The sequence below is a fragment of the Flavobacterium sp. genome, assembly GCF_039595935.1.
Lineage (GTDB): Bacteria > Bacteroidota > Bacteroidia > Flavobacteriales > Flavobacteriaceae > Flavobacterium.
In genome coordinates, this window is sequence record NZ_JBCNKR010000006.1 from 2,681,707 (window position 1) to 2,703,090 (window position 21,384).

At 34.1% G+C, this 21,384-nt stretch carries 19 protein-coding genes; 12 read left to right on the forward strand and 7 right to left on the reverse strand.

The window, feature by feature from the left end:
• The first annotated feature begins 36 nt into the window (after nt 1-36).
• From ABDW27_RS21375 to ABDW27_RS21390, 4 genes are all read left to right on the forward strand, one after another.
• The gene (locus ABDW27_RS21375) at nt 37-1,650 is read left to right on the forward strand and encodes a DUF6377 domain-containing protein (RefSeq protein WP_343697749.1); all 1,614 of its coding nucleotides are present in this window, start codon (nt 37-39) and stop codon (nt 1,648-1,650) included.
• Nucleotides 1,651-1,856: 206 nt separating this feature from the next.
• Nucleotides 1,857-4,073 (forward strand): glycoside hydrolase family 3 C-terminal domain-containing protein, encoded by a 2,217-nt coding sequence (locus ABDW27_RS21380; protein WP_343697750.1) that lies wholly within the window; start codon nt 1,857-1,859, stop codon nt 4,071-4,073.
• 227 nt (nt 4,074-4,300) lie between these two features.
• Nucleotides 4,301-4,948, forward strand: coding sequence for a DUF1349 domain-containing protein (locus ABDW27_RS21385; protein WP_343697751.1), 648 nt, complete (start codon nt 4,301-4,303; stop codon nt 4,946-4,948).
• 60 nt (nt 4,949-5,008) lie between these two features.
• On the forward strand, nt 5,009-6,145 hold the full coding sequence (locus ABDW27_RS21390; protein ID WP_343697752.1) for an acyltransferase: 1,137 nt from the start codon (nt 5,009-5,011) through the stop codon (nt 6,143-6,145).
• 217 nt (nt 6,146-6,362) lie between these two features.
• Here the strand turns inward: ABDW27_RS21390 and ABDW27_RS21395 are convergent, their stop codons facing one another.
• Entirely contained in the window at nt 6,363-7,469 is a 1,107-nt protein-coding gene (locus tag ABDW27_RS21395) for an NADH:flavin oxidoreductase (protein ID WP_343697753.1), read from the reverse strand.
• A 7-nt stretch (nt 7,470-7,476) separates the two neighbouring features.
• Nucleotides 7,477-7,779, reverse strand: coding sequence for a metalloregulator ArsR/SmtB family transcription factor (locus ABDW27_RS21400; protein ID WP_073414322.1), 303 nt, complete (start codon nt 7,777-7,779; stop codon nt 7,477-7,479).
• 137 nt (nt 7,780-7,916) lie between these two features.
• On the opposite strand from ABDW27_RS21400, the gene ABDW27_RS21405 reads away from it, so the two are divergent.
• Nucleotides 7,917-8,411: a TlpA disulfide reductase family protein gene (locus tag ABDW27_RS21405; RefSeq protein ID WP_343697754.1), complete on the forward strand. Its 495-nt coding sequence runs from the start codon at nt 7,917-7,919 to the stop codon at nt 8,409-8,411.
• Between the two features lie 135 nt (nt 8,412-8,546).
• On the opposite strand, the gene lpdA is transcribed toward ABDW27_RS21405, so the two are convergent.
• Together lpdA and ABDW27_RS21415 are read right to left on the reverse strand one after the other, a co-directional pair.
• Nucleotides 8,547-9,953 (reverse strand): dihydrolipoyl dehydrogenase, encoded by a 1,407-nt coding sequence (lpdA, locus tag ABDW27_RS21410; protein WP_343697755.1) that lies wholly within the window; start codon nt 9,951-9,953, stop codon nt 8,547-8,549.
• A 215-nt stretch (nt 9,954-10,168) separates the two neighbouring features.
• Nucleotides 10,169-10,552, reverse strand: a complete 384-nt coding sequence (locus tag ABDW27_RS21415; protein WP_343697756.1) for a hypothetical protein — start codon at nt 10,550-10,552, stop codon at nt 10,169-10,171.
• 209 nt (nt 10,553-10,761) lie between these two features.
• Here ABDW27_RS21415 and galA point away from each other — a divergent pair, with 209 nt between their 5' ends.
• On the forward strand, nt 10,762-13,584 hold the full coding sequence (gene galA / locus ABDW27_RS21420; RefSeq protein ID WP_343697757.1) for a beta-galactosidase GalA: 2,823 nt from the start codon (nt 10,762-10,764) through the stop codon (nt 13,582-13,584).
• A 67-nt stretch (nt 13,585-13,651) separates the two neighbouring features.
• Here the strand turns inward: galA and ABDW27_RS21425 are convergent, their stop codons facing one another.
• A complete protein-coding gene (locus tag ABDW27_RS21425) occupies nt 13,652-14,632 on the reverse strand; it encodes an L-dopachrome tautomerase-related protein (RefSeq protein ID WP_343697758.1) in 981 nt (326 codons plus the stop codon).
• A gap of 101 nt (nt 14,633-14,733) precedes the next feature.
• Entirely contained in the window at nt 14,734-15,321 is a 588-nt protein-coding gene (locus ABDW27_RS21430; RefSeq protein ID WP_343697759.1) for a Crp/Fnr family transcriptional regulator, read from the reverse strand.
• A 169-nt stretch (nt 15,322-15,490) separates the two neighbouring features.
• On the opposite strand from ABDW27_RS21430, the gene ABDW27_RS21435 reads away from it, so the two are divergent.
• From ABDW27_RS21435 to ABDW27_RS21445, 3 genes are all read left to right on the forward strand, one after another.
• Nucleotides 15,491-16,360 (forward strand): helix-turn-helix domain-containing protein, encoded by an 870-nt coding sequence (locus ABDW27_RS21435; RefSeq protein WP_343697760.1) that lies wholly within the window; start codon nt 15,491-15,493, stop codon nt 16,358-16,360.
• A gap of 233 nt (nt 16,361-16,593) precedes the next feature.
• Nucleotides 16,594-17,007: a cupin domain-containing protein gene (locus ABDW27_RS21440; protein WP_343697761.1), complete on the forward strand. Its 414-nt coding sequence runs from the start codon at nt 16,594-16,596 to the stop codon at nt 17,005-17,007.
• Between the two features lie 92 nt (nt 17,008-17,099).
• Nucleotides 17,100-18,155 carry an NAD(P)-dependent alcohol dehydrogenase gene (locus tag ABDW27_RS21445; protein ID WP_343697762.1) on the forward strand — a complete coding sequence of 352 codons (1,056 nt, stop codon included), beginning with the start codon at nt 17,100-17,102 and terminating at the stop codon, nt 18,153-18,155.
• A gap of 318 nt (nt 18,156-18,473) precedes the next feature.
• Here ABDW27_RS21445 and ABDW27_RS21450 read toward each other — a convergent pair whose 3' ends face one another.
• Nucleotides 18,474-19,061: a DUF4142 domain-containing protein gene (locus tag ABDW27_RS21450; protein WP_343697763.1), complete on the reverse strand. Its 588-nt coding sequence runs from the start codon at nt 19,059-19,061 to the stop codon at nt 18,474-18,476.
• A 262-nt stretch (nt 19,062-19,323) separates the two neighbouring features.
• On the opposite strand from ABDW27_RS21450, the gene ABDW27_RS21455 reads away from it, so the two are divergent.
• From ABDW27_RS21455 to ABDW27_RS21465, 3 genes are read left to right on the forward strand one after another with little or no spacing between them, the layout of a single operon-like run.
• Nucleotides 19,324-19,599 (forward strand): hypothetical protein, encoded by a 276-nt coding sequence (locus ABDW27_RS21455; protein WP_343697764.1) that lies wholly within the window; start codon nt 19,324-19,326, stop codon nt 19,597-19,599.
• Nucleotides 19,600-19,615: 16 nt separating this feature from the next.
• Complete coding sequence (locus ABDW27_RS21460; RefSeq protein ID WP_343697765.1) at nt 19,616-20,011, forward strand: hypothetical protein; 396 nt, start codon at nt 19,616-19,618, stop codon at nt 20,009-20,011.
• Nucleotides 20,012-20,068: 57 nt separating this feature from the next.
• Nucleotides 20,069-20,941 (forward strand): hypothetical protein, encoded by an 873-nt coding sequence (locus ABDW27_RS21465; protein WP_343697766.1) that lies wholly within the window; start codon nt 20,069-20,071, stop codon nt 20,939-20,941.
• Nucleotides 20,942-21,384: the final 443 nt, after the last annotated feature.

The following is a 21,384-nucleotide window of genomic DNA, read 5'->3' on the forward strand; positions in this document are numbered from 1 at the left end:
ACTCAGTTGAAAAAATCATTTTTGTTACTTTTAATAATGTTGATCAGCTTTCCGGTTTTTGCTTCGGAAAGTACGGATGATATTATAGACAAATTAAATCTGGCGCTAAAAAACAAAGAACATTATGTTCAGTTAAAAGAAGAAAGAATTCTCAATTTCAAGAAAATCAAATCTGAAAATTTAACGAAAGAGCAGGAGTACAATTACAACAAAACGTTATATACAGAATACCAAAAATTCAATTCAGATTCAGCTATTTTATATGTAAAAAAGAATTTGAAAATTGCCGATGAACTTCATGACAAAGATTTAGCCGATTTAGCCAATCTTCAATTAGTTACCCTTTATTCATCTTCCGGAAAATACCGCGAATCAGAAGCGATTTTAAAAAGTATTGACAAAAATAAATTGTCAAAATCGCTGCTTCCGAATTATTATGTTTCCTATCGCGAATTTTTCGAACATTATGCCGCAAACAGCTACAGCATACATTATTTAGAGCAGATTCAAAAATACCGTGATTCTTTATTGATGGTTTTAGATCCAAAATCTATGAACTACAAAATCAATAAAATTCAGCACGATATGTATCATAAAAAACTTATTGGTGCCCAAAAAGATTTAATGAATCTGCTAAAAAATACTGAAGAAGCAGATCCGCAATATGCCATGATAACATATTTACTTGGAAGTATTTATGAGCATACACATCAGTTGGAATTACGAAAAAAGTATTATGCGCTTTCTGCAACTGCAGATATTAAAAATGCCAATAAGGACAATGCTTCGCTGCAGGAACTGGCTTTAGTTTTTTATGAAATAGAAGATGTCGACATGGCTTATAAACTTACACAATCGGCTATTGAAGATGCGCTTTATTGCAATGTGCAGTTTCGAACGCTTTTAATGTCAGAAGTTTATTCGATCATTAATACTGTTTATTTAGAAAAAGAAGCCAAACGAAAAACCGAATTGCAGTTGTATTTAATCTGTATCAGTATTCTTTCGGTATTTTTGATCATTGCTGTAATTTACGTTTACAAACAAATGAAAAAAGTTTCGAGAATTCGTGGAGAATTGTATGAAACGAGTCAAAAACTGGCCGAATTAAATCAGGATATTACCGAAACTAATAATCAATTACAGGAACGTAACGCACAATTATCAGAGTCAAATCATATTAAAGAAGAATATATTGCGCATTTTTTCAGCCTTTGTTCAACTTACATTAATAAACTGGAGAATTACCGCATCATTTTAAATAAAAAAGCAACGGCAAAACAATTTGACGAAATCTACAAAATGCTAAAATCAACTACTTTGGTTGATACTGAATTGGAAGAATTGTATAAAAACTTTGATATTATTTTCCTGAATCTCTATCCAACTTTTGTAAAAGACTTCAATGCGCTTTTAATTAAAGAAGAACAAGTAGTTTTAAAACAAGGAGAATTACTCAATACCGAGCTTAGAATTTTTGCTTTAATTCGTTTAGGAATTAACGACAGCGTAAAAATTGCAGCCTTTCTTCGTTACTCTTTAAGTACAATTTACAATTATCGAACAAGAGCCAGAAATAAAGCTGCCGTTTCGAGAAATGATTTTGAAGAAATGGTCATGAAAATCGGTTTAATTACGTTGAAAATCTAAAGATTCGTTTTAAAATCACTACTTTTTTTGATGTTTATTTTTTATTAAAAAACTGATAGTCAATATTTTAAATTTTTAATTCACTACTTTTTTTCGTTTAAAAATTCAAAACGAACTATAACGTTTTAGCTTTACAATATTATTAAAGGTACAATTGACCACTTGTATCTCTACCAAAAATTGAATGCTTAAATAAATTAATAGTTATGTTTAAAAACGTTAAAACAATCGTTGTTTTAGTTTTATTGAGTTCATTCGGATTGAATGCACAAAATAAAGTTCCGGTTTATCTTGATGATAAAAAGCCAATTAATGAGCGTGTAGAAGATGCGCTTTCGCGAATGACAACCGAAGAAAAAATTGCCATAATTCATGCGCAGTCTAAATTTAGTTCACCTGGTGTAAAACGTTTAGGAATTCCGGAAAACTGGATGACCGACGGACCACACGGAATTCGTACTGAAGTAAAATGGGACGAATGGGATCAGGCAGGATGGACAAATGATTCTTGTATTGCATTTCCGGCTTTAACGGCACTTTCTTCAACATGGAATAAAGAATTAGCTTCTTTATACGGAAAATCAATTGGAGAAGAAGCACGTTACCGAAACAAAAACGTACTATTAGGACCTGGAGTTAACATTTACAGAAGCCCATTAAACGGACGTAATTTCGAATATATGGGAGAGGATCCTTTCTTAACTTCAAAAATGGTGGTTCCTTATATTAAAGGAGTTCAGTCAAATGGAGTTGCTGCCTGCGTTAAACATTTTGCCCTAAACAATCAGGAAACAAACCGAAATACTGTAAATGTTGTAGTGGATGATCGTGCCTTGTACGAAATCTATCTTCCGGCCTTTAAAGCGGCTGTACAAGAAGGTGAAGTTTGGGCGATTATGGGAGCTTACAATAAATATAAAGGTCAGCAATGCTGCCACAACGAATATTTATTAAACGATATTCTTCGTGGAGAATGGGGCTTTAAAGGAGTTGTAGTTTCTGACTGGGGAGGAGTAAATGATACAAAACAAGCCATTCATAATGGTTTGGATATGGAATTTGGTTCTTGGACAAACGGACTTTCATGGGGAACAAGTAATGCATATGACAATTATTACTTAGCAAAACCATATTCTGAAATGATCAGAAAAGGTGAAGTTGGAACAAAAGAATTAGACGAAAAAGTACGTCGTGTTTTACGTTTGGCTTTCCTTACTACAATGGATAGAAATCGTCCTTTTGGATCTTTTGGAACAGAAGAACACGCAAAAGCAGGTTTAAAAATCGCTCAGGAAGGAATTGTTTTACTACAAAACAATAATAATATTCTGCCAATCAATCTTTCTAAAACTAAAAAGATTGCTGTAATTGGAGAAAATGCTATTAAAATGATGACTGTTGGGGGAGGAAGTTCTTCTCTAAAAGCACGTTACGAAATTACGCCGCTTGAAGGTTTAAAGAAAAGAATTGGCAATCAGGCTGAAATTGTATACGCTCGTGGTTATGTGGGAGACCCAACAAGTAATTATAACGGAGTGGTTGCAAAAGTAAGTTTAGAAGAAAAACGTTCTCCTGCTGAATTAACTGCTGAGGCTTTAAAAGTAGCTAAGGATGCTGATATTGTATTATTTATTGGAGGTTTAAATAAAGCTCCAAATCAGGATGATGAAGGACACGATCGTAAAGGATTAGAACTTTCTTATGGTCAGGATAAATTAATCAGCGAATTAGCAAAAGTAAATAAGAATATTGTTTACGTAAACATTTCTGGAAATGCAGTAGCAATGCCGTGGGTAAAAGAAGTTCCGGGAATTGTTCAGGGATGGTTTTTAGGAACAGAAGCAGGAAATGCTTTGGCTTCAGTTTTAGTTGGAGATGTAAATCCTTCTGGAAAATTATCTTTCACTTTCCCAGTAAAATTATCTGATAACGGAGCACACGCTTTAGGAGAATTCCCGGGCGGAGACGAAGTAAAATATAATGAAGGAATTTTTGTTGGATACCGTTGGGCAGACAAAAACAAAATAAAACCATTATTCTCTTTTGGACACGGATTAAGCTATACGACTTTTGCATACGGAAAAGTAACTGCTGACAAAAAACAAATGTCAGGCAATGATAAAATCACATTTTCTGTAACGGTAAAAAATACCGGAAACAGAGAAGGATCTGAAGTTGTTCAGCTTTATATCAGCGATTTAAAATCTTCATTACCTCGTCCGGTAAAAGAATTAAAAGGATTTGAAAAAGTTGCCCTAAAAGCAGGAGAAGAGAAAACAGTTACGTTTACAATCGACAAAACGGCTTTAAGTTTCTTCGATGATAAAAAACACGACTGGGTTGCAGAACCGGGAGCTTTTGAAGCAATCGTTGGTGCATCTTCAACTGATATAAAATCTAAAGTGGGCTTCTCACTTCAATAATTTCATTATTTCTAAATTTGGTTGGTTGTAAAGCTGCAAGTGTAAAAAGTTGCAGCTTTGCTTTTTGAGTTTTACCGTTTAGATGTTTTTACCATTAAGATATTAAGTTAATTAAGCTTTGAACTTAATTTCTTAATGTGTTCAAAGAAATAAAATAAGCTTTACTTAATGATCCTTAATATCTTAATGGTGAAAAGATAAAAACTTTATTGTTTAAATTATTTACTATGAAAAAAATTGTACTTGGTGTCGTTTTTTTGTTTTTAGCGCAAAAAATTTCAGCACAAAGCCTTGAAAAAATGCAATGGTTTAATGAACCTGAAAAATGGGAAATTAAAAACAATGCCTTAGTCATGAATGTAACAGCAAACAGCGATTACTGGAGAATTTCTCACTATGGATTCACGGTTGATGATGCACCGTTTTATTATGCAACTTACGGCGGAGAATTTGAAGCTAAAGTAAAAATTACCGGAAATTATATCGCACGTTTTGACCAAATGGGTTTAATGATCCGTGTTGACGAAAAAAATTACATTAAAACAGGAGTAGAATTTGTTGACGGAAAATTCAATATCAGCACCGTTGTAACACACGATAAAAGCGATTGGAGCGTGTTAACTCTTGAAAAAGCGCCGCCATTCGTATGGATTAAAGTTGTGAGAAGATTGGATGCTGTTGAGGTCTTTTATTCTTTTGATGATAAAAATTATATCATGACAAGAAATGCGCCTTTGCAAGATAATACTCCTGTTATGGTTGGATTAATGGCTGCATCACCTGACGGAAAAGGTTTTGAAGCTAAATTCGAAAACTTCTCTGTAAAACATCTGCCAGATCAAAGAAGATTAGAATGGCTTAAAAATCACCAGTAATAATTGTTAATGGTTAATTATGAATTAACCATCAACCACCAACTATAAACTATCAACCAAATGTATATTAAAGCAAAAAAACATTACGAAATTCTGGATGGTTTGCGTGGAGTTGCGGCTATATTAGTTGTTACCTTTCACATTTTTGAATCATTTAGCGGAGGAAATCGTTTTGTACAAATTATCAATCACGGATATTTAGCCGTTGATTTCTTTTTTCTTTTATCCGGATTTGTTGTCGCTTATGCGTATGACGACCGTTGGGGGAAAATGACGCAATGGGAATTCTACAAACGCCGATTAATCCGCCTTCAGCCAATGGTAATTATGGGAATGATCATTGGTGCTGTATTTTACTATTTTCAGGCCTCAGATATATTGTTTCCACAAATTGCAGGAATGGAAGTGTGGAAAGTAATTGTAACAATGCTTATAGGTTTCACTCTTCTGCCAATTCCACCATCAATGGAAATCAGAGGCTGGGGAGAAATGCATCCTTTAAATGGTCCGGCATGGTCACTTTTTTTCGAATACATCGCAAACATCTTGTACGCCCTAATTTTTCGCAGATTTTCGAATAAAGTGCTGTCAGTTTTCGTGCTGATATTTGCCGGACTGTTAATTAATTACACGGTTTTTGGCCCCAAAGGCGATGTTATAGGCGGGTGGTCTTTAAATCTGGAACAAATGAATATTGGATTCACCCGATTATTATATCCGTTTTTTGCCGGAATTTTGCTTTCCCGTTTAGGAAAACTAATTCACATAAAAGGTGCATTCTGGGTTTGCAGTATTTTAATCACAATTGTTTTGGCACTGCCAAGATTTGGAAATGAAGACACTTTATGGATAAACGGTTTATACGAATCTTTCTGCATCATTTTAGTTTTTCCGGTTATCGTTGCAATAGGGGCAGGCGGACAGATTAAAAGTCCATTTTCAGCTAAAATCTGTAAGCTTTTAGGCGATATTTCGTATCCTATTTACATTACACATTATCCATTAATTTACTGGTATACAGCTTGGGTTGTCGATAATAAAGTCTCTCTTCAGGAAGGTTATCCATTAGGAATAGGAGTTTTAATAGCTAGTATTTTATTGGCGTATTTATGTTTAAAATTATATGACGAACCTGTTAGGAACTGGCTTCAGAATAAATTTCAGAGAAAGAAAGGTTCTGAGGTTCTAAGCAACTAAGGTTCTAGGATATAAATTACTTTGATAGAGATTTTAAGTAAAGCCTTAATTACTGCCATAAAAATATTGAATTTCTAATTTGTTAGTTATAGATATTCAAAAAAGGGATAAACATAATTGTTTATCCCTTTTGTATTTAACTTCATTCTAAAAATCTATAGAGGTAAATAAAAAAACTTAGAACCTCAGAATCTTAGAACCTTAGCATCTTAAAAAATTATTCTAAAACCAATGCACCCAAAGCTTCTTTACTGAAACCTTTTAACTGATCAGTTTTTCCTGCTTTAATTTTAGCAGTCCAGCTAGGATCAGATAAAAGAGGTCTACCAACAGCAACCAAATCAAAATCGCCTCTGTCGAAACGTCTGTTTAGTTCTTCTAAAGAAGTTGGTTCAGAACTTTCTCCGGCAAAAGCACCAAAGAAATCACTTGAAAGACCAACAGAACCTACTGTAATAGTTGGAGCTCCCGTTACTTTTTTAGCCCATCCTGCAAAATTCAAATCAGAATCTTCGAATTCAGGTTCCCAGAATCTGCGTTGCGAAGCATGTATAATATCAACTCCGGCATCAACAAGCGGCGTAAGCCAAGCTTCTAATTCCTGTGGATTTTTAGCTAGTTTATAATTGTAATCAGAAGGTTTAAATTGAGAAAAGCGCATAATAACCGCAAAATCATTCCCAACTTGTTTTCTAATTTCTTTGATAACTTCAATAGCAAAACGGTTACGTTCCGGTAAAGTTTTTCCACCATAAATATCTTCACGTAAATTAGTTTCAGCTCTAAAGAACTGATCGATTAAATAACCGTGCGCACCGTGAATTTCGATCGTATCAAAACCTAATCTTTTAGCATCAGCCGCAGCTTTACCAAAAGCAAGAATGGTATCTTCGATATCTTTTTCGGTCATGGCAACACCGTTTCTAAAATCAGGACGGTTTAATCCAGAAGGGCCTTCAAAAGGAACTGGCGGAACCCATCCTGAATGGTGATTATCCATAATTCCCATATGCCAGATCTGCGGTCCCATTTTTCCGCCCGCAGCGTGAACTCCGTCAATAACTTTTTTCCATCCGTTTAAAGATGTTTCACCATAAAAATGCGGAACATTTGCATCATTTGATGAAGAAGGTCTGTCGATAACAGTTCCTTCAGATAATATTAAACCAACTTCTCCTTCAGCTCTTTTTTGGTAATAAGCTGCTACATCATCAGTTGGAACTCCGTTTGGAGAAAAAGAGCGCGTCATTGGCGCCATTACGATTCGGTTTTTCAGATTTAACGATTTCAGGTTAAATGGCGAAAACAGGTTGTTTGTACTCATAGTAATTTTACAAATTAGATTGAATTAATTTACTGAGTGCTTCAAAGGCACCTTCGTTACGTTTATAATAAGTCCATTGTCCAACACGTTTGGCTTCGATAAAACCCGCGCGTTGCAAAATAGACAGGTATTCTGATACGGTTGATTGTGTCAAACCGGCTTTGGCCTGAATTTGTCCCACGCATACACCGTGTTCAAATCCGCCATGTTCAAGCTGGCCGGGAAAGTTTATTTCAGGTTCTTTTAGCCACTCCAGCATTTGCAGTCTGGACTTGTTTGACAAGGCTTTAAAAAGTTCTATATTTTCCATGTTGCAAATATATCGACTTTTCCCGATATACCAATTAAGAAAAATATTTTTAGCATAATTTTATGATAGAGGTAGAGAAATCCTATATTTGTTTTATGTATTAAAAATGTTCCCCAAACCAATAAACTTAATCATTTATGAAAAAAACTCTACTAATTTTAGCATTTTTATGTTGTGTAATTACCAATACAAAAGCACAGGTTGTAGGCGTTGATGTTGGAGATATCGCTCCGGAAATTGATCTGCCAAATACGAAAGGAGAAAATGTAGCACTTTCATCTTTAAGAGGTTCTTTAACCTTAATTGATTTTTGGGCTTCGTGGTGCGGACCTTGTATAAAAGAACAGCCGACTTTGCAAAAATTGTATGCTGCTTATCCAGATAAATTTTCGATTTACAGCGTTTCGATGGATACTAAAAAACCGCTTTGGTTAGGTGCAATCGCAAAAGGAAAATTGCCTTGGATACAAGTAAGTGATTTAAAATACTGGCAGTCTCCGGTTGTTGGAGCTTATATGCTTCAATCAGTTCCGTTAAACTTTTTAATAGATAAAAACGGAATTATCCTGGCTAAAAATATTCACGGAAAAGCTTTAGAAGATATGGTTAATAGTTTGCTGACAGCTCAGTGATTATTTTGAGTTTTTGTTTGTTTCAGGTTTCAAGTTTCAAGTTTCACGTTATAATATCTTTGTCAAAGTTTCAAACTTTGACAAAGATTAGTCGCTACAAATAACCTAAAACCTAAAACCTGAAACAAACAAAAGCTAAATATTAATAGCTCCTTGACCGGAAGCAATCATATAAGCTTCTTTTAGGGTTTCAGAATAAGTTGGATGAGCGTATGAAATTCTGAACATATCTTCGTCTGTAACTTCATATTCCATTCCTATTACACCTTGGGCGATTAAATCGGCTGCTCGCGGACCAATTACATGCATACCCAGAAGTTCACCGTATTTAGGATCAGATAAAATTTTTGAAAAACCTTCTTTTTCCATAGCTGCTCTTGCACGTGCACTGGCCGAAAAAGGAAATTTTCCAACACGATATTCAACTCCTTTTTCTTTCAGTTCTTCTTCGGTATAACCCACAGAAGCAACTTCAGGCCAGGTATAAACAACGCCGGGAATTAATTTATAATTAATATGTGGTTTTTGCCCGTTGATAGTTTCGGCGACAAAAATGCCTTCTTCTTCCGCTTTGTGTGCCAGCATGGCTCCGGCAACAACATCGCCAATAGCATAAATATTCTCGACTTTTGTCTGCAGTTTTTCATTAGTTACGATTCGGCCTTTTGGATCGACTTCAATATTAGTATTTTCTAAGCCTAAACCTTCTGTATAGGGTTTTCTTCCAACAGCAACCAAACAATAATCGGCTGTAATTTCTTGGGGATTATTAGAAGCATCTAAAAAACTTACCGTTGCATTTTTGCCATTATTTTTAGCAGATTGTACTTTATGACTTAATAAAATTTTGATGCCTTGTTTGGTAAAAATCTTTTTAAGTTCTTTTCCGAGGTCTTTATCCATAGTTGGAATCAGGCTGTCAAAATATTCTATTATAGTAATTTCAACACCAATTCTGGCATAAATAGAAGCCATTTCAACACCAATTACGCCTCCGCCAATAATAATAATGCTTTTTGGTTTTTCGGGTAATGAAAGTGCTTCTGTTGAGGTAATAATACGTTTTTTATCAATCTCAACTCCGGGAATTGTAGCTGGTTTTGAGCCTGTTGCAATAATAAAATAAGTAGATGAAATTTTAGTAGAATTTCCGTCGTTATGCTTTACACTGATTTCTGAATTATTGATAAAAGAACCAATTCCTTCAAAAACTTCAATTTTATTTTTTTTCATTAAAAAGTTAAGTCCGGCAATATTCTGCTCTACAACTTCACCTTTTCTTTTAATTAACTGTTGAAAATCTAAATCCAATTTTCCAGTTAGAATTCCGTGAGCTGCAAATTTGGTTTCAGCTGTATGATAATGTTCTGTGCTGTCGAGTAATGCTTTTGTGGGAATACAGCCTACGTTGGTACACGTTCCGCCCAGCGCTTTATATTTTTCTACAAGAGCCGTTTTGTAACCTAATTGTGAACAACGAATTGCCGAAGCGTACCCGCCCGGACCAGAACCAATAACAACGATATCGAATTTTGTTTCCATAAATGAAGTTTTTAAAAAATTAAAGAACATTTTGCTTGAAGAATAAGCAATGAATATGCCTTTGTTTTGAGGCATTGAAATTTAATGATTTTAAATGTATTACAGAGAAAAAAAACTGTATTTCGTTATTTGAAAAACAGATTTGCGATATTTAAAAACATAAAAAAAAGTCCAAATCGATTGAAATGGACTTTTGATTTAAATCATAAAAATGATTAATCTTTTTCTGTTGTAGTTTTCCTGACACCGCCAAAATTCGTTTTCATCATTTCTCTTATCTGAAATTGTGTTTTATTTCGGGTAACGTTTTTCCATTGGTCAAAATCATAAATATGAATTTGATCTGCATACGGATTTGTTACAAAGAAAAGTCTTGATATAGAGAATTTATAGTATTTTAATTCATGCGAAATGTGGCGGTCGGGTACGATAATAAGAATCGTGTCCCAATCCAGAAAATTCTTGGGAACGTCCTCTCTTTCTGTTAATCCAAGAGATTCAAAAAAGGCCAAAATCTTTTGATCATTATTCTTATCGATCTTTTCATCGATACGTTTAATGGTGCTAAGAAGCTTTTTTTCATCTTTAATAACACTCATATACTCTCTGTTTTTGAAATTTTTATATAAAATTACATCAATTAAAAATCATTTTAAAAAGTATAGCCAATAGAATGATTCTAAATTTTTAAGCACCATTTTCAGGCATATTGCAGAACGTTATTGTGCAGTTTTTGACAAAATACTATTAAGCTAAGTCGTTTTTATATCATAATTTTAGCCTTCTAACTTTACCTAACCGCTTTTTTATGAAAATGAATTCCTTAAAAAGAACTCTTTTACTTTCTGTTTTTGTGATTTCCAGTTTGTCTTTGGCTCAGAATAAATCAGAAAGAGAACAAATTTTACTAGATAAAGACTGGCGTTTTTCATTCGGTCACATATATGATACACAAAAAGATTTCGGACATGCAGAGGGTTATTTCTCTTATTTAACCAAAACCGGATTTGGTGATGGTCCGGCGGCAAAAGATTTTGATGACCGCGCCTGGCGAAAGTTAGATTTACCACACGATTGGGCTGTTGAACAGGATTTTAGTGAAAAAGGAAGTTTCAGTCACGGATTTAAAACCGCCGGAAAAGGTTTTCCGGAAAAAAGCATTGGCTGGTACCGAAAGAAAATTAATATTCCCGAAACAGATAATGGAAAAATTATCTCTTTAAAATTTGACGGTGTTTTTAGAAATTCAAAAGTATTTTTTAACGGCTATTATCTAGGAACAGAACAAAGTGGATACAATGGTTTTGAATACGATGTAACGGCTTATGTTAATTATGGCGGCGAAAACACAATTGTAGTTCGTGCCGATGCTTCGATGGAAGAAGGCTGGTTTTACGAAGGCGCCGGAATTTACAGACATGTTTATCTGCAGAAAACAAATCCAATTCATGTTGTAGCAAATGGAACTTATGTAACTTCTGAACTTAAAAACAACGGAGCTGATGTTATTGCAGATGTGACGATTGAAAATAAAGGAAATTACAAAGGATCGATTGAAATTATTCAGACTGTTTTTGACAAAGCAAATAAAAGAGCAGCCAATTTCTCTGAAAATGTATTAGCTCCGGAATTTTATCAAACAATTACGCATAGTTCAAAATTATATGTAGAAAATCCGCTTTTATGGAGTATTGAATCTCCGAATTTATATCGTTTAGTTACGCAGATTAAACAAGATGGAAAAATAATTGACAGTTATGAAACGCCTTTCGGAATCAGAACAATTAAATTTGATCCTGAAAACGGTTTTTTTCTAAACGGAAAATCTTTGAAATTAAAAGGAACAAATAATCATCAGGATCACGCGGGAATTGGAACAGCTCTGCCAGATGAAATTCAGTATTACCGAATTAAAAAGCTGAAAGAAATGGGCTCAAACGCGTACCGTTGTTCACATCATCCGCCTACGCCTGAACTTTTAAAAGCCTGTGATGAATTGGGAATGCTCGTTATTGATGAAACACGTTTAATGGGAATTAACGATTATCATTTGAATGATTTAAAGCGAATGATGGAGCGCGACCGAAATCATCCGAGTATTTTTTGCTGGTCGGTTGGAAATGAAGAATGGAATATTGAAGGCAATATTGTGGGCGAACGTATTACAAATGTCATGCAGAATTATGCCAAAAGCATCGATCCGACAAGACCTGTAACGGTAGGAATCAGCAGCGGGTTTAGAAGCGGAATTTCATCTGTTGTTGAAATTATGGGTTATAATTATCTCGGAAACGGCGATATTGATGCACATCGCAGTCAGTTTAAAAACCAACCCGGCATGGGAACAGAAGAAGGTTCGACTTTTGCAACACGCGGAATTTATTTTACAGATGATGCCAAACATTATCAAAGTGCTTACGATAAAAAGCCCCGCCCGAGTTTTTACAGTATTGAAGAAGGCTGGAAGTTTTATGCCGAAAGAAAATATCTGGCCGGAATGTTCATTTGGACAGGTTTTGATTATCGCGGCGAACCAACGCCTTACGGCTGGCCTTCGGTTACGTCTTATTTCGGAATGATGGATGTTTGCGGTTTCCCGAAAGACAATGTTTTTTATCTAAAATCTTGGTGGGGGAACAAACCTGTTTTGCATATTATGCCACACTGGAACTGGAACGGAATGGAAGGCAAAGAAATCGACGTTTGGGTACATTCCAATTGTGATGAAGTAGAGCTTTTTCTAAATAAAAAGAGTCTCGGAAAAAAGAAAATGCAACAAAACAGTCATTTGGAATGGAAAGTAAAATACACGCCGGGAACTTTGGAAGCGATTGGATATAAAAACGGGAAAAAAGTATTAACAGTAATTCAAAAGACTACAGAAAAAGCAGAAAATATTAAGCTTTCTGCAGATAAAGAAAATATTCCAAATTCAAAAACGACGGTCGTTACGGTTGAGGTTACGGATAAAAACGGACTTCATGTTCCAACTTCAAACAATGAAATTACTTTTTCTATAAAAGGCGGAAAAATTTTAGGGGTAGGAAATGGCGATCCAACTTCATTAGAAAAAGATCAGTTTCATGATGTACTTTCATTGGTTCAAATAACGAATTTTCAGGAACAAAAAAGTTCAGAAGCTAATTTGCCTCAGGAATTACCAAATTATCCCGAAAACGACTGGAAAACAGCTTTTAAAGATCGTGATTATAAAAATCAGGCACCGTCTTATATTTATAAAGGAGAATTTGATTTGAAGAATAATGCTGTTTCAAATATTGTGAGTTTCTTTTACAAGAAAATTGGGGTTGAAACCGTAGTTTTCGTTAACGGAAATAAAGTAAATCCAAGTGCTGATGATTCTCAAAAGTATATTTTAGATTCGGCAATTTTAAAAGAAGGTAAAAACACAATTCATATCGCAGCAAAACCACTTCAAAAAATAAAAGACTGGGACGTTATGAATACCGATCCCGGAATTATTCAGGTTGTAACACCTGCTGAACCTTACAAAAGAAAGCTTTTTAATGGTTACGCTCAAATCATTATCCAAAAAGAAGATAATACCAAAGAAGTTATTTTATCCGCTTCCGCGAAAGGATTACGAACTGGAAATTTAAGTTTAAAATAGTTTATTTCACATATTTCAAACCCGACAGGTTTTTAAAACCTGTCGGGTTTATTCAGCATCATCAAAATTATTTTATTCTCTGAATATCATAAGAAGACTGCGTTTTATCTCCACCCAATAATTTCCCCAATTTAGAACTGATTACATAAACATTTCCATCAGAAGCTAAAGCTGCCGTTGTAGGGAAATCATCTTTTCCAATATTAGTTTCGCTAATTTGTGAAGCACTTTTCCAATTATTATTACTCGAAAAAGTATAGGTTTTTCCTAAAGCCAATCCGTTTTCAACCACAACCAGATTATTGTTTTTGTCCAATTCTATTCCGTCAGGTGCGCTGAAAGTTGTTCCGGTAACTTCAGTAATTATAGAAGGATTGGCAATCGAAATTTTAAACAATTTAGAATTATCCGTTTTTACGGCTAATAGATAACCATCAGGATGAAAAACAATTCCGTTTAAGCCAAACAAATTTGGCGCAGGCTGAAATAAAGTATTCGTAACAAATAATGAAGCATTAAAACTCGTGTCAATTTTATAAATATTTGGAGAAAACGAATCGGTTACATAAATATTTCCGTCATTATCAACCGCAATATCATTTAGGCACGATCCGGAATTTGGCGTAAAATGTTTCAAATCAATTTCTTTAATCAATGCGCCCGAAGTAAGATTAAAAATACTGATTGTTGCAATCGTTCCGGCGCTTCCGTTGGTGCTTTTTTGCGAAATTCCCAAATCGGCATTCGCAACAATTAATCGGTTTCTGGTTTCATCTGTATAAACTCCTGTTGGTAAAACCAGTTTACTGCTTGTGGCAAAAACGGTTGTTTCGCCTTTTGGATTCATCTCATAAATTGCTCCTTTGCGCAAGGAACTAAATAAAAACTTTTCGTTTTTAGAATCGTAATCAATTCCTTCAGGATAAAGTCCAATATCTGTTATGGTATATTTACTTTGAAGAGAAACCGGATTTGCTGCCGATTTTTTTTCGCTGTCGCATGCAGCAAAAAGAATAGAAAAAGCGGTAATTAAAATTGTGTTTTTCATTTTTATTAAATTGAAATTATTTGTCCTTATTGACAATGCAAATCTGGGACAGAACAAGAAAAATAAAAATGAACTGGTTTAGGAAATTTGGTTGAACTGGTTTAACTTTTTGAGGTTTTTCGGTTGCGGATTTTACTTAAATATTCCGTACTAAAACCAAGATAAGAAGCCAAAGCATATTGAGGAACGCGTTTTGCGATTGCGTCATATTTGCTTATAAATTCATCATAACGTTCTTCGGCAGTTTTGGTGAAATTGGATAAAAGTCTTTTTTGTTGAAATGCAAGTGCGCGCTGCGTTATAATGCGTTCGAATTTTTCAAGTTTAGGAATCTCCTGCAGAAATCTCTGTTCATCTTCATATTCAATTTGAATCAAAACCGAATGTTCCAGCGCTTCAACAAATAGAGTAGCAGGTTCCTGATAAATTAAACTGCTATAGTCAGAAATCCACCAATCTTCAATCGCAAATGATAAAGTATGTTCTTTTCCTTCATTATCAACCAAATAACCTCTGAAAGCGCCTTTTACAACATAACTTTTATGTTTGCAAACAAAGCCGGGCTGTACAATAAATTGTCTTTTCTTTACTTTGGTAATTTTGAAAAAAGAAGCCAGATGCTTTTTTTCATCATCTGTCAAATCAACATATCTTGAAATATAATCTATAACGGGCAGTAAATCCTTCATGTAAACAAAGATAAAAAGTTTTTTGTTTGATTTATTTGTTTCAGGTTTCAGGTTTAAAGTTTCAACATCTTCGTCAAAGTTTTAAACTTTGATAAAGATTAACCTCATAAAAACCTGAAACCTGAAACAAAAAAACTAAAATAATATTTGATTTTCATAACTTTGCAAAATGAATAATCAAACAGAAACTCAGAATTGCGATTTTACTTCAGATTTAAAGCTGAAAGGTTTTAAAGTGTATCAAATAAATGGGGATTTAAGTAAAATTCCAGTTTACAGTCGCAGGGATTTTTACAAAATCTGTATCAATACAAGTAAAAGTATCATACAATATGCTGACCGCGGTATAGAAACCGACGGCACGATTTTATTTTTCGGTAATCCGATTATTCCTTATTCATGGGAAACTATTTCTGAAGGATATGAAGGTTATGCTTGTGTTTTTACAGAAGAATTTCTGAAAGCAAAAGACCGTTCAGAAACACTTCACGAATCGCCTTTGTTTAAAATAGGAGGAACACCAATATTTTCTTTAAATGCTGAACAAAAGGTTTTTATAGATTCATTATTTCAAAAAATGATCAAAGAATATGAAACCGATTATGTTTTTAAAGATGATTTGATGCGCAGTTACGTCAATCTTATTATTCATGAATCGATGAAAATGCAGCCGTCTGAAAATTTCTTTAAACATAAAAATGCTTCTGCCAGAATTACCTCTTTATTTTTAGAATTATTAGAAAGACAATTCCCTATAGAAACCAAAAATGAGCCTTTGGCATTAAAAACACCTCAGGATTATGCGCAAAGTCTTGCCGTGCACGTCAATCATTTAAATCGTTCGGTAAAAGAAGTTACAGGAAAGCCAACAACGGCGCATATTACGGAAAGGATTATTAATGAAGCAAAAGCATTGCTGCATCATACAGATTGGAGTATTTCGGATATTGGATATTCGCTGGGATTTGAGTATCCGAGTTATTTTAATAATTATTTTAAAAGACTTACAGGAACGGTTCCGAAATCGTTACGAATGTAAAATTGTTTCATTTTCATAATTTTTTGTTTGAATATTGTTATTTTTTGAAAGCGTTGTTAGCCTAATTTTGCCTTTGAAATTACAGTATATGTCTTTTCAGTTTTTAAGGAGCTAAATAAATTACTTCATAAAGCGGATTCTAGCTTTTCTGATTTAGTTTTCTGATACTGATATTGTTACATTGTATTTGTGTGGTTTCAGGTAAGAACAATCTCAAAAAAATAACTAAATTTATGTCGACAAATTATTCAGCCGTTATCGAAGAAGGAAAAGTCCCGAATACATTTATGACGGGTGACGTTTCCTACAAAAAACAAACCAGCAGTATTCACCCTGAAAATACTGTAACCAAGGAAGTTACTTTTGAGCCTTGTGCAAGAAGCAACTGGCACATCAATGCAAGTCTGCAAATGCTGATTGCAAAAGATGGAATTGGTTATTATCAGGAAAAAGGAAGTGCTGTTCGCATGCTTCATAAAGATGAAGTAGTTACGATTTTACCCGGAATTGAGCATTGGTATGGAGCCGCTCCGTTTAGTAAATTTTCGTACATCACTATTATTACCGAAATAGACAAAGGCCACGGCATCTGGCTTGACAGCGTAAGTGATGAAGAATACTACCGAAGTGTAAACTCTACGATTTAGATTCCATAAAAATCAAGACAAAGAAACCTTTGCAACTTTGTAACTCTGCACCTTTGTACCTTGAAAATAAAATAAACAAAAAACTATAATTTATGGAAACAAAAAACATAAAAGCCTTTGGAACCGAGGCTGCCGATGCCCCTTTAAAAACATTAGACATTCAACGCCGCGCCGTACTGGCTCATGACGTAGAAATTGAAATTTTATACTGCGGTATCTGTCACTCTGATTTACATTCTGCCAGAAATGAATGGCACGGAACTATTTATCCAATTGTTCCGGGACACGAAATTGTGGGACGAATAGTAAAAGTTGGCGATCATGTTAAAAATTTCAAAGTTGGAGAACTGGCTGGAGTAGGCTGTATGGTTGATTCTTGCAGAGAGTGCGAAAATTGTAAAAATGATTTAGAACAATATTGCGACGAAGGAAGTATTTTAACTTTCAACTCTCCTGACAAACATTTAGGCGGCATACAAACTTTTGGCGGATATTCTCAAAGTATTGTAGTCGATGAAAAGTACGTACTGCATATTTCAGATAAATTAGATCTTGCCGGAGTTGCACCGCTGCTTTGCGCCGGAATTACAACCTATTCTCCATTAAAACACTGGAAAGTTGGTCCTGGTCAAAAAGTTGGAATTGTTGGTATTGGAGGTTTAGGCCACATGGGAATCAAATTGGCAAAAGCTATGGGAGCTCATGTTGTGGTATTTACAACTAATTTATCCAAAACAGAAGATGCAAAACGTTTAGGAGCAGATGAAGTAGTTTTATCTACAGATGCGGAGCAAATGGCAAAACATGCAAAAAGTCTGAATTTTATTCTCGATTGCGTTTCTGCAGAGCACAGCATAGATTCGTACTTAAATTTATTAAAAGTAGACGGAACGCTAACTTTAGTTGGTGCGCCAATGGATCCACTTCCTGTAACTTCATTTAGTCTTATTTTAGGCAGAAGAAGTTTCGCAGGTTCAGCTATTGGCGGAATTGCAGAAACTCAGGAAATGCTTGACTTTTGCGCAGAACACAACATTACTGCCGATATCGAATTAATCGGAGTAAATGATGTAAACAACGCTTATGAAAGATTATTAAAAGGAGATATCAAATATCGTTTTGTGATTGATATGGCGTCTTTAAAATAGGTTCAAAGTTGCAAAGAGACAAAGGGACAAAGGTTTCTAATTAAAGGGGAAAAAGATTTTATGATTGAAAATGTAAAGACGCAACGCAGTGCGTCTCCACGCACAATATTCTGTTCCAATAAGAAAAACCTTTGTCCCTTTGTACTCAGCCCCTTTGTCCCTTAAAAGTAAAACCCCTCAAGCAATTCAACTCTTGAGGGGTTTTTTTAGCAAAGATTTGAGGTTCTTAGACGTAAGTCATTCAAAGAATTTACTTAGAGCCTTAGAATCTCAGGATCTTAGCGTCTTAAAAATAAATAATAACCAATTAAATTTATTTTACTTTTTGTCCAGATTTTGTTTCAGCATTTTAGCGTGTTCTAAATGTGCTGTTAAACCTGCAATATTATTTGATGCCCAAAGTTTAACATCTTCGTCATGAGCATCTTTTGATGCTTTTTGAAGTTTGTCAATTGCTTTTTCGTGACCATCGATCATCATATCTGCGAATTTTTTATCAAAATCAAGACCTGTTTTTTTGTTCAGTTCATTATATTCTTCCTGACCATCTTCGGTTAGAGAAGTTGGCAGTGTAAAGTTTTTCGCTTTTGCTAAGGCACTTACTTCAGATGCCGATTTAGTATGCTCATCAACAAGCATTTTACCAAATTTTTTCACATCATCAGTTGTTCCTTTTTGCTGAGCCAGTTTACCAATTTCGATTTCAGCCAGGTTAATTTCAGCCTGATCGACTAAAAATTCAGAGTCATCTTCTTTACTGTCGATAGAATCAAATTTTGCTTCATTGGCATCTTCCGCAGCTTCTTTAGGATCTTCTTGTTTGACTTCATTTTTACATGAATTCAAGAAAATAATAATGATAGCGGCTCCTAAAATTGCTTTACTGGCTAATAGTATCTTTTTCATGATTTTATAGTTTGAATGTTATAGTGTAAAATTATTCAGTAAGTTGTAAGAATGTCTTACAGGATTTTTGGAGATTGTTATATGATTTGGATGCATGGATAAAAACGAGTATAAATACTTATTATTTGATTTGAATTTAATGGTAAACTTGTAATGATAATTGCTTTTACAAAGATTGAAACAGAATAAAAAGTAAGTTTTTGCATTAAGTTTGATTCCAACTATTGTATTTTAGCCGGATAAGAAATAGCAAATTACATTTATGACAACATTAAAAAAAATCCTTGGCATTTTCCTAATTATAACAGGAGCATTATTATCGCTTAGTATGATTGCAGCTATACTAAAAGCATTGTTACAGAGTGTTCAAGAATTAGCAAAATCGACTTATGAAGGAATTGGGTTTCTTTTTGGAATTTTAATTATGACTATAATATTTGGTATTATAATTTACTTTATTTTCAAAATTGCATTTAAGTTATTAAAAACAAAACCTTTGCCGCAAGATACTATTGAAGATATTGGTTTGTCTAAATAATAAAATCTTTATTTATATGAGAATACTCAAGATATTTTTGGTCTTATTCTTTTTAGGAGTTTCGTTTATTTACCTAAATTATTTTTCATCATTTGTTATGCCTTGGGATAGAGAAGAGGCGATTGAGGCTGCCTTGAGCTGGGGAAAATTAGATAAGCTTCCTAAAGATGCCGATATTACTCATATCGAAAAACGAGGAAGTATTTTTACCAGACAATTCATTATTGAGTTTACGAGTTCTGAAGCTGAAATTAAAAATTGGGTTTTAAAAAGTAAAGGATTTAAAGAGGCTGAAATAGAAATAAAAGACGGAACTAAGACATATGAAATTCATCCAAAGGATCTCGAATCTTATGGAGGCCGGGTAAAAATAAAAGGAAATAAAGTATATATCAATATGAGCTGGAGTTAAATTTGGAAATTTGACTATTTCTAATTCATAAAAAACTTTCCCGAACCAATTAACATAATGAAACAAAAAATCATCTTACTATTTCTATTGATAACTAGTTTTTTATCAGCACAAATCACCTATACAGGTTTTATAGATAAATATCCTATAGAATTGGTAACCAATCTTTATTCAGACGGAACTGGCACCGCAATTTATTCTTACACCAATTTTGATACTCCTATTGTTTTAAGCGCTGAACAAAAAGGGAATACTTTGGTTTTTATTGAAAAAGACAAAAATGAAAAAGAAAACGCAAGTTTGACTTTTCAGAATTATGATGCAAAATCGAACGAGTTAAACGGAATTTGGAAAGACTTAAACTCAGGAAAAGAACTTAAAATCAGTTTGTTTAAAGCATTTGAAATTGATAATGCAGACATTTCTGAATGGACTGACAAAGAAATTCTGCAGCCCGTTTCTTTAAAAGATAAATACTTCAAACTTATTATAACTAAAAACAAAGAAAGTATTGAAGCGCATGTATCGGGTATTAAAATTATTGAAAAGAAAACAGATCGGCTAATTCAGAAAATTGATATCCAATGCCAGCTTTGGGGTTTATATAATATAAATGTTGGCGACTACAATTTTGACGGAATCGAAGAATTCTCTGTTTTTGAATCAAGTTATGCAGGCCCAAATACATCACGAATCTATTTTCTTTACAATCCTAAAACTGGAAAATATTTTGAAAGCGATTTTACCGGTACTTCTTTAGAGTTTGACAGCAAAACCAAACGAATTTACGAGCATAATCAGTGTTGTGCCGGCACAAGTATCATGACAGGTGAGTATAAGGTAGTAAACAATAAAATGATTTTGATAAAACAGACTTGTTTGCAATATGATGAGAAAACAAATGATTATAAAAAGGTAAAGTGTGATTAGCGGAACCTTTTATCTTCCGTATCGTCTGCACATCTGCAGAGAGAAAATTAGAAAGGTATAAATGATTCAAATGATGAGTTTTGAGTTATGAGTTATGAGTTTTGATTGAAGATTTAAAAATACGTGCCGTGAGGCACAAAATATCGGTAGAAAAAATAAATTAGATATAGATCCAGTGTGCCGTAGGTACACAATAGTATGTTTGTTGCGTACCTACGGCACGCCTCCGTAATTCATACCTATTAAGGCTACCGATATTATGTGCCTAGCGGCACTTTAGATATTTGATAAAATATAAAATCCCATTCGCTGTGCGAATGGGATTTTTTGTTGAATGCAACTTACCATCAACCATCAACCATCAACATCAACCATTAAACAATTAACAAAACCCATAACTATGAAATTTCTAACAAAAATTCTATAACAGAAAAATCTTTCTT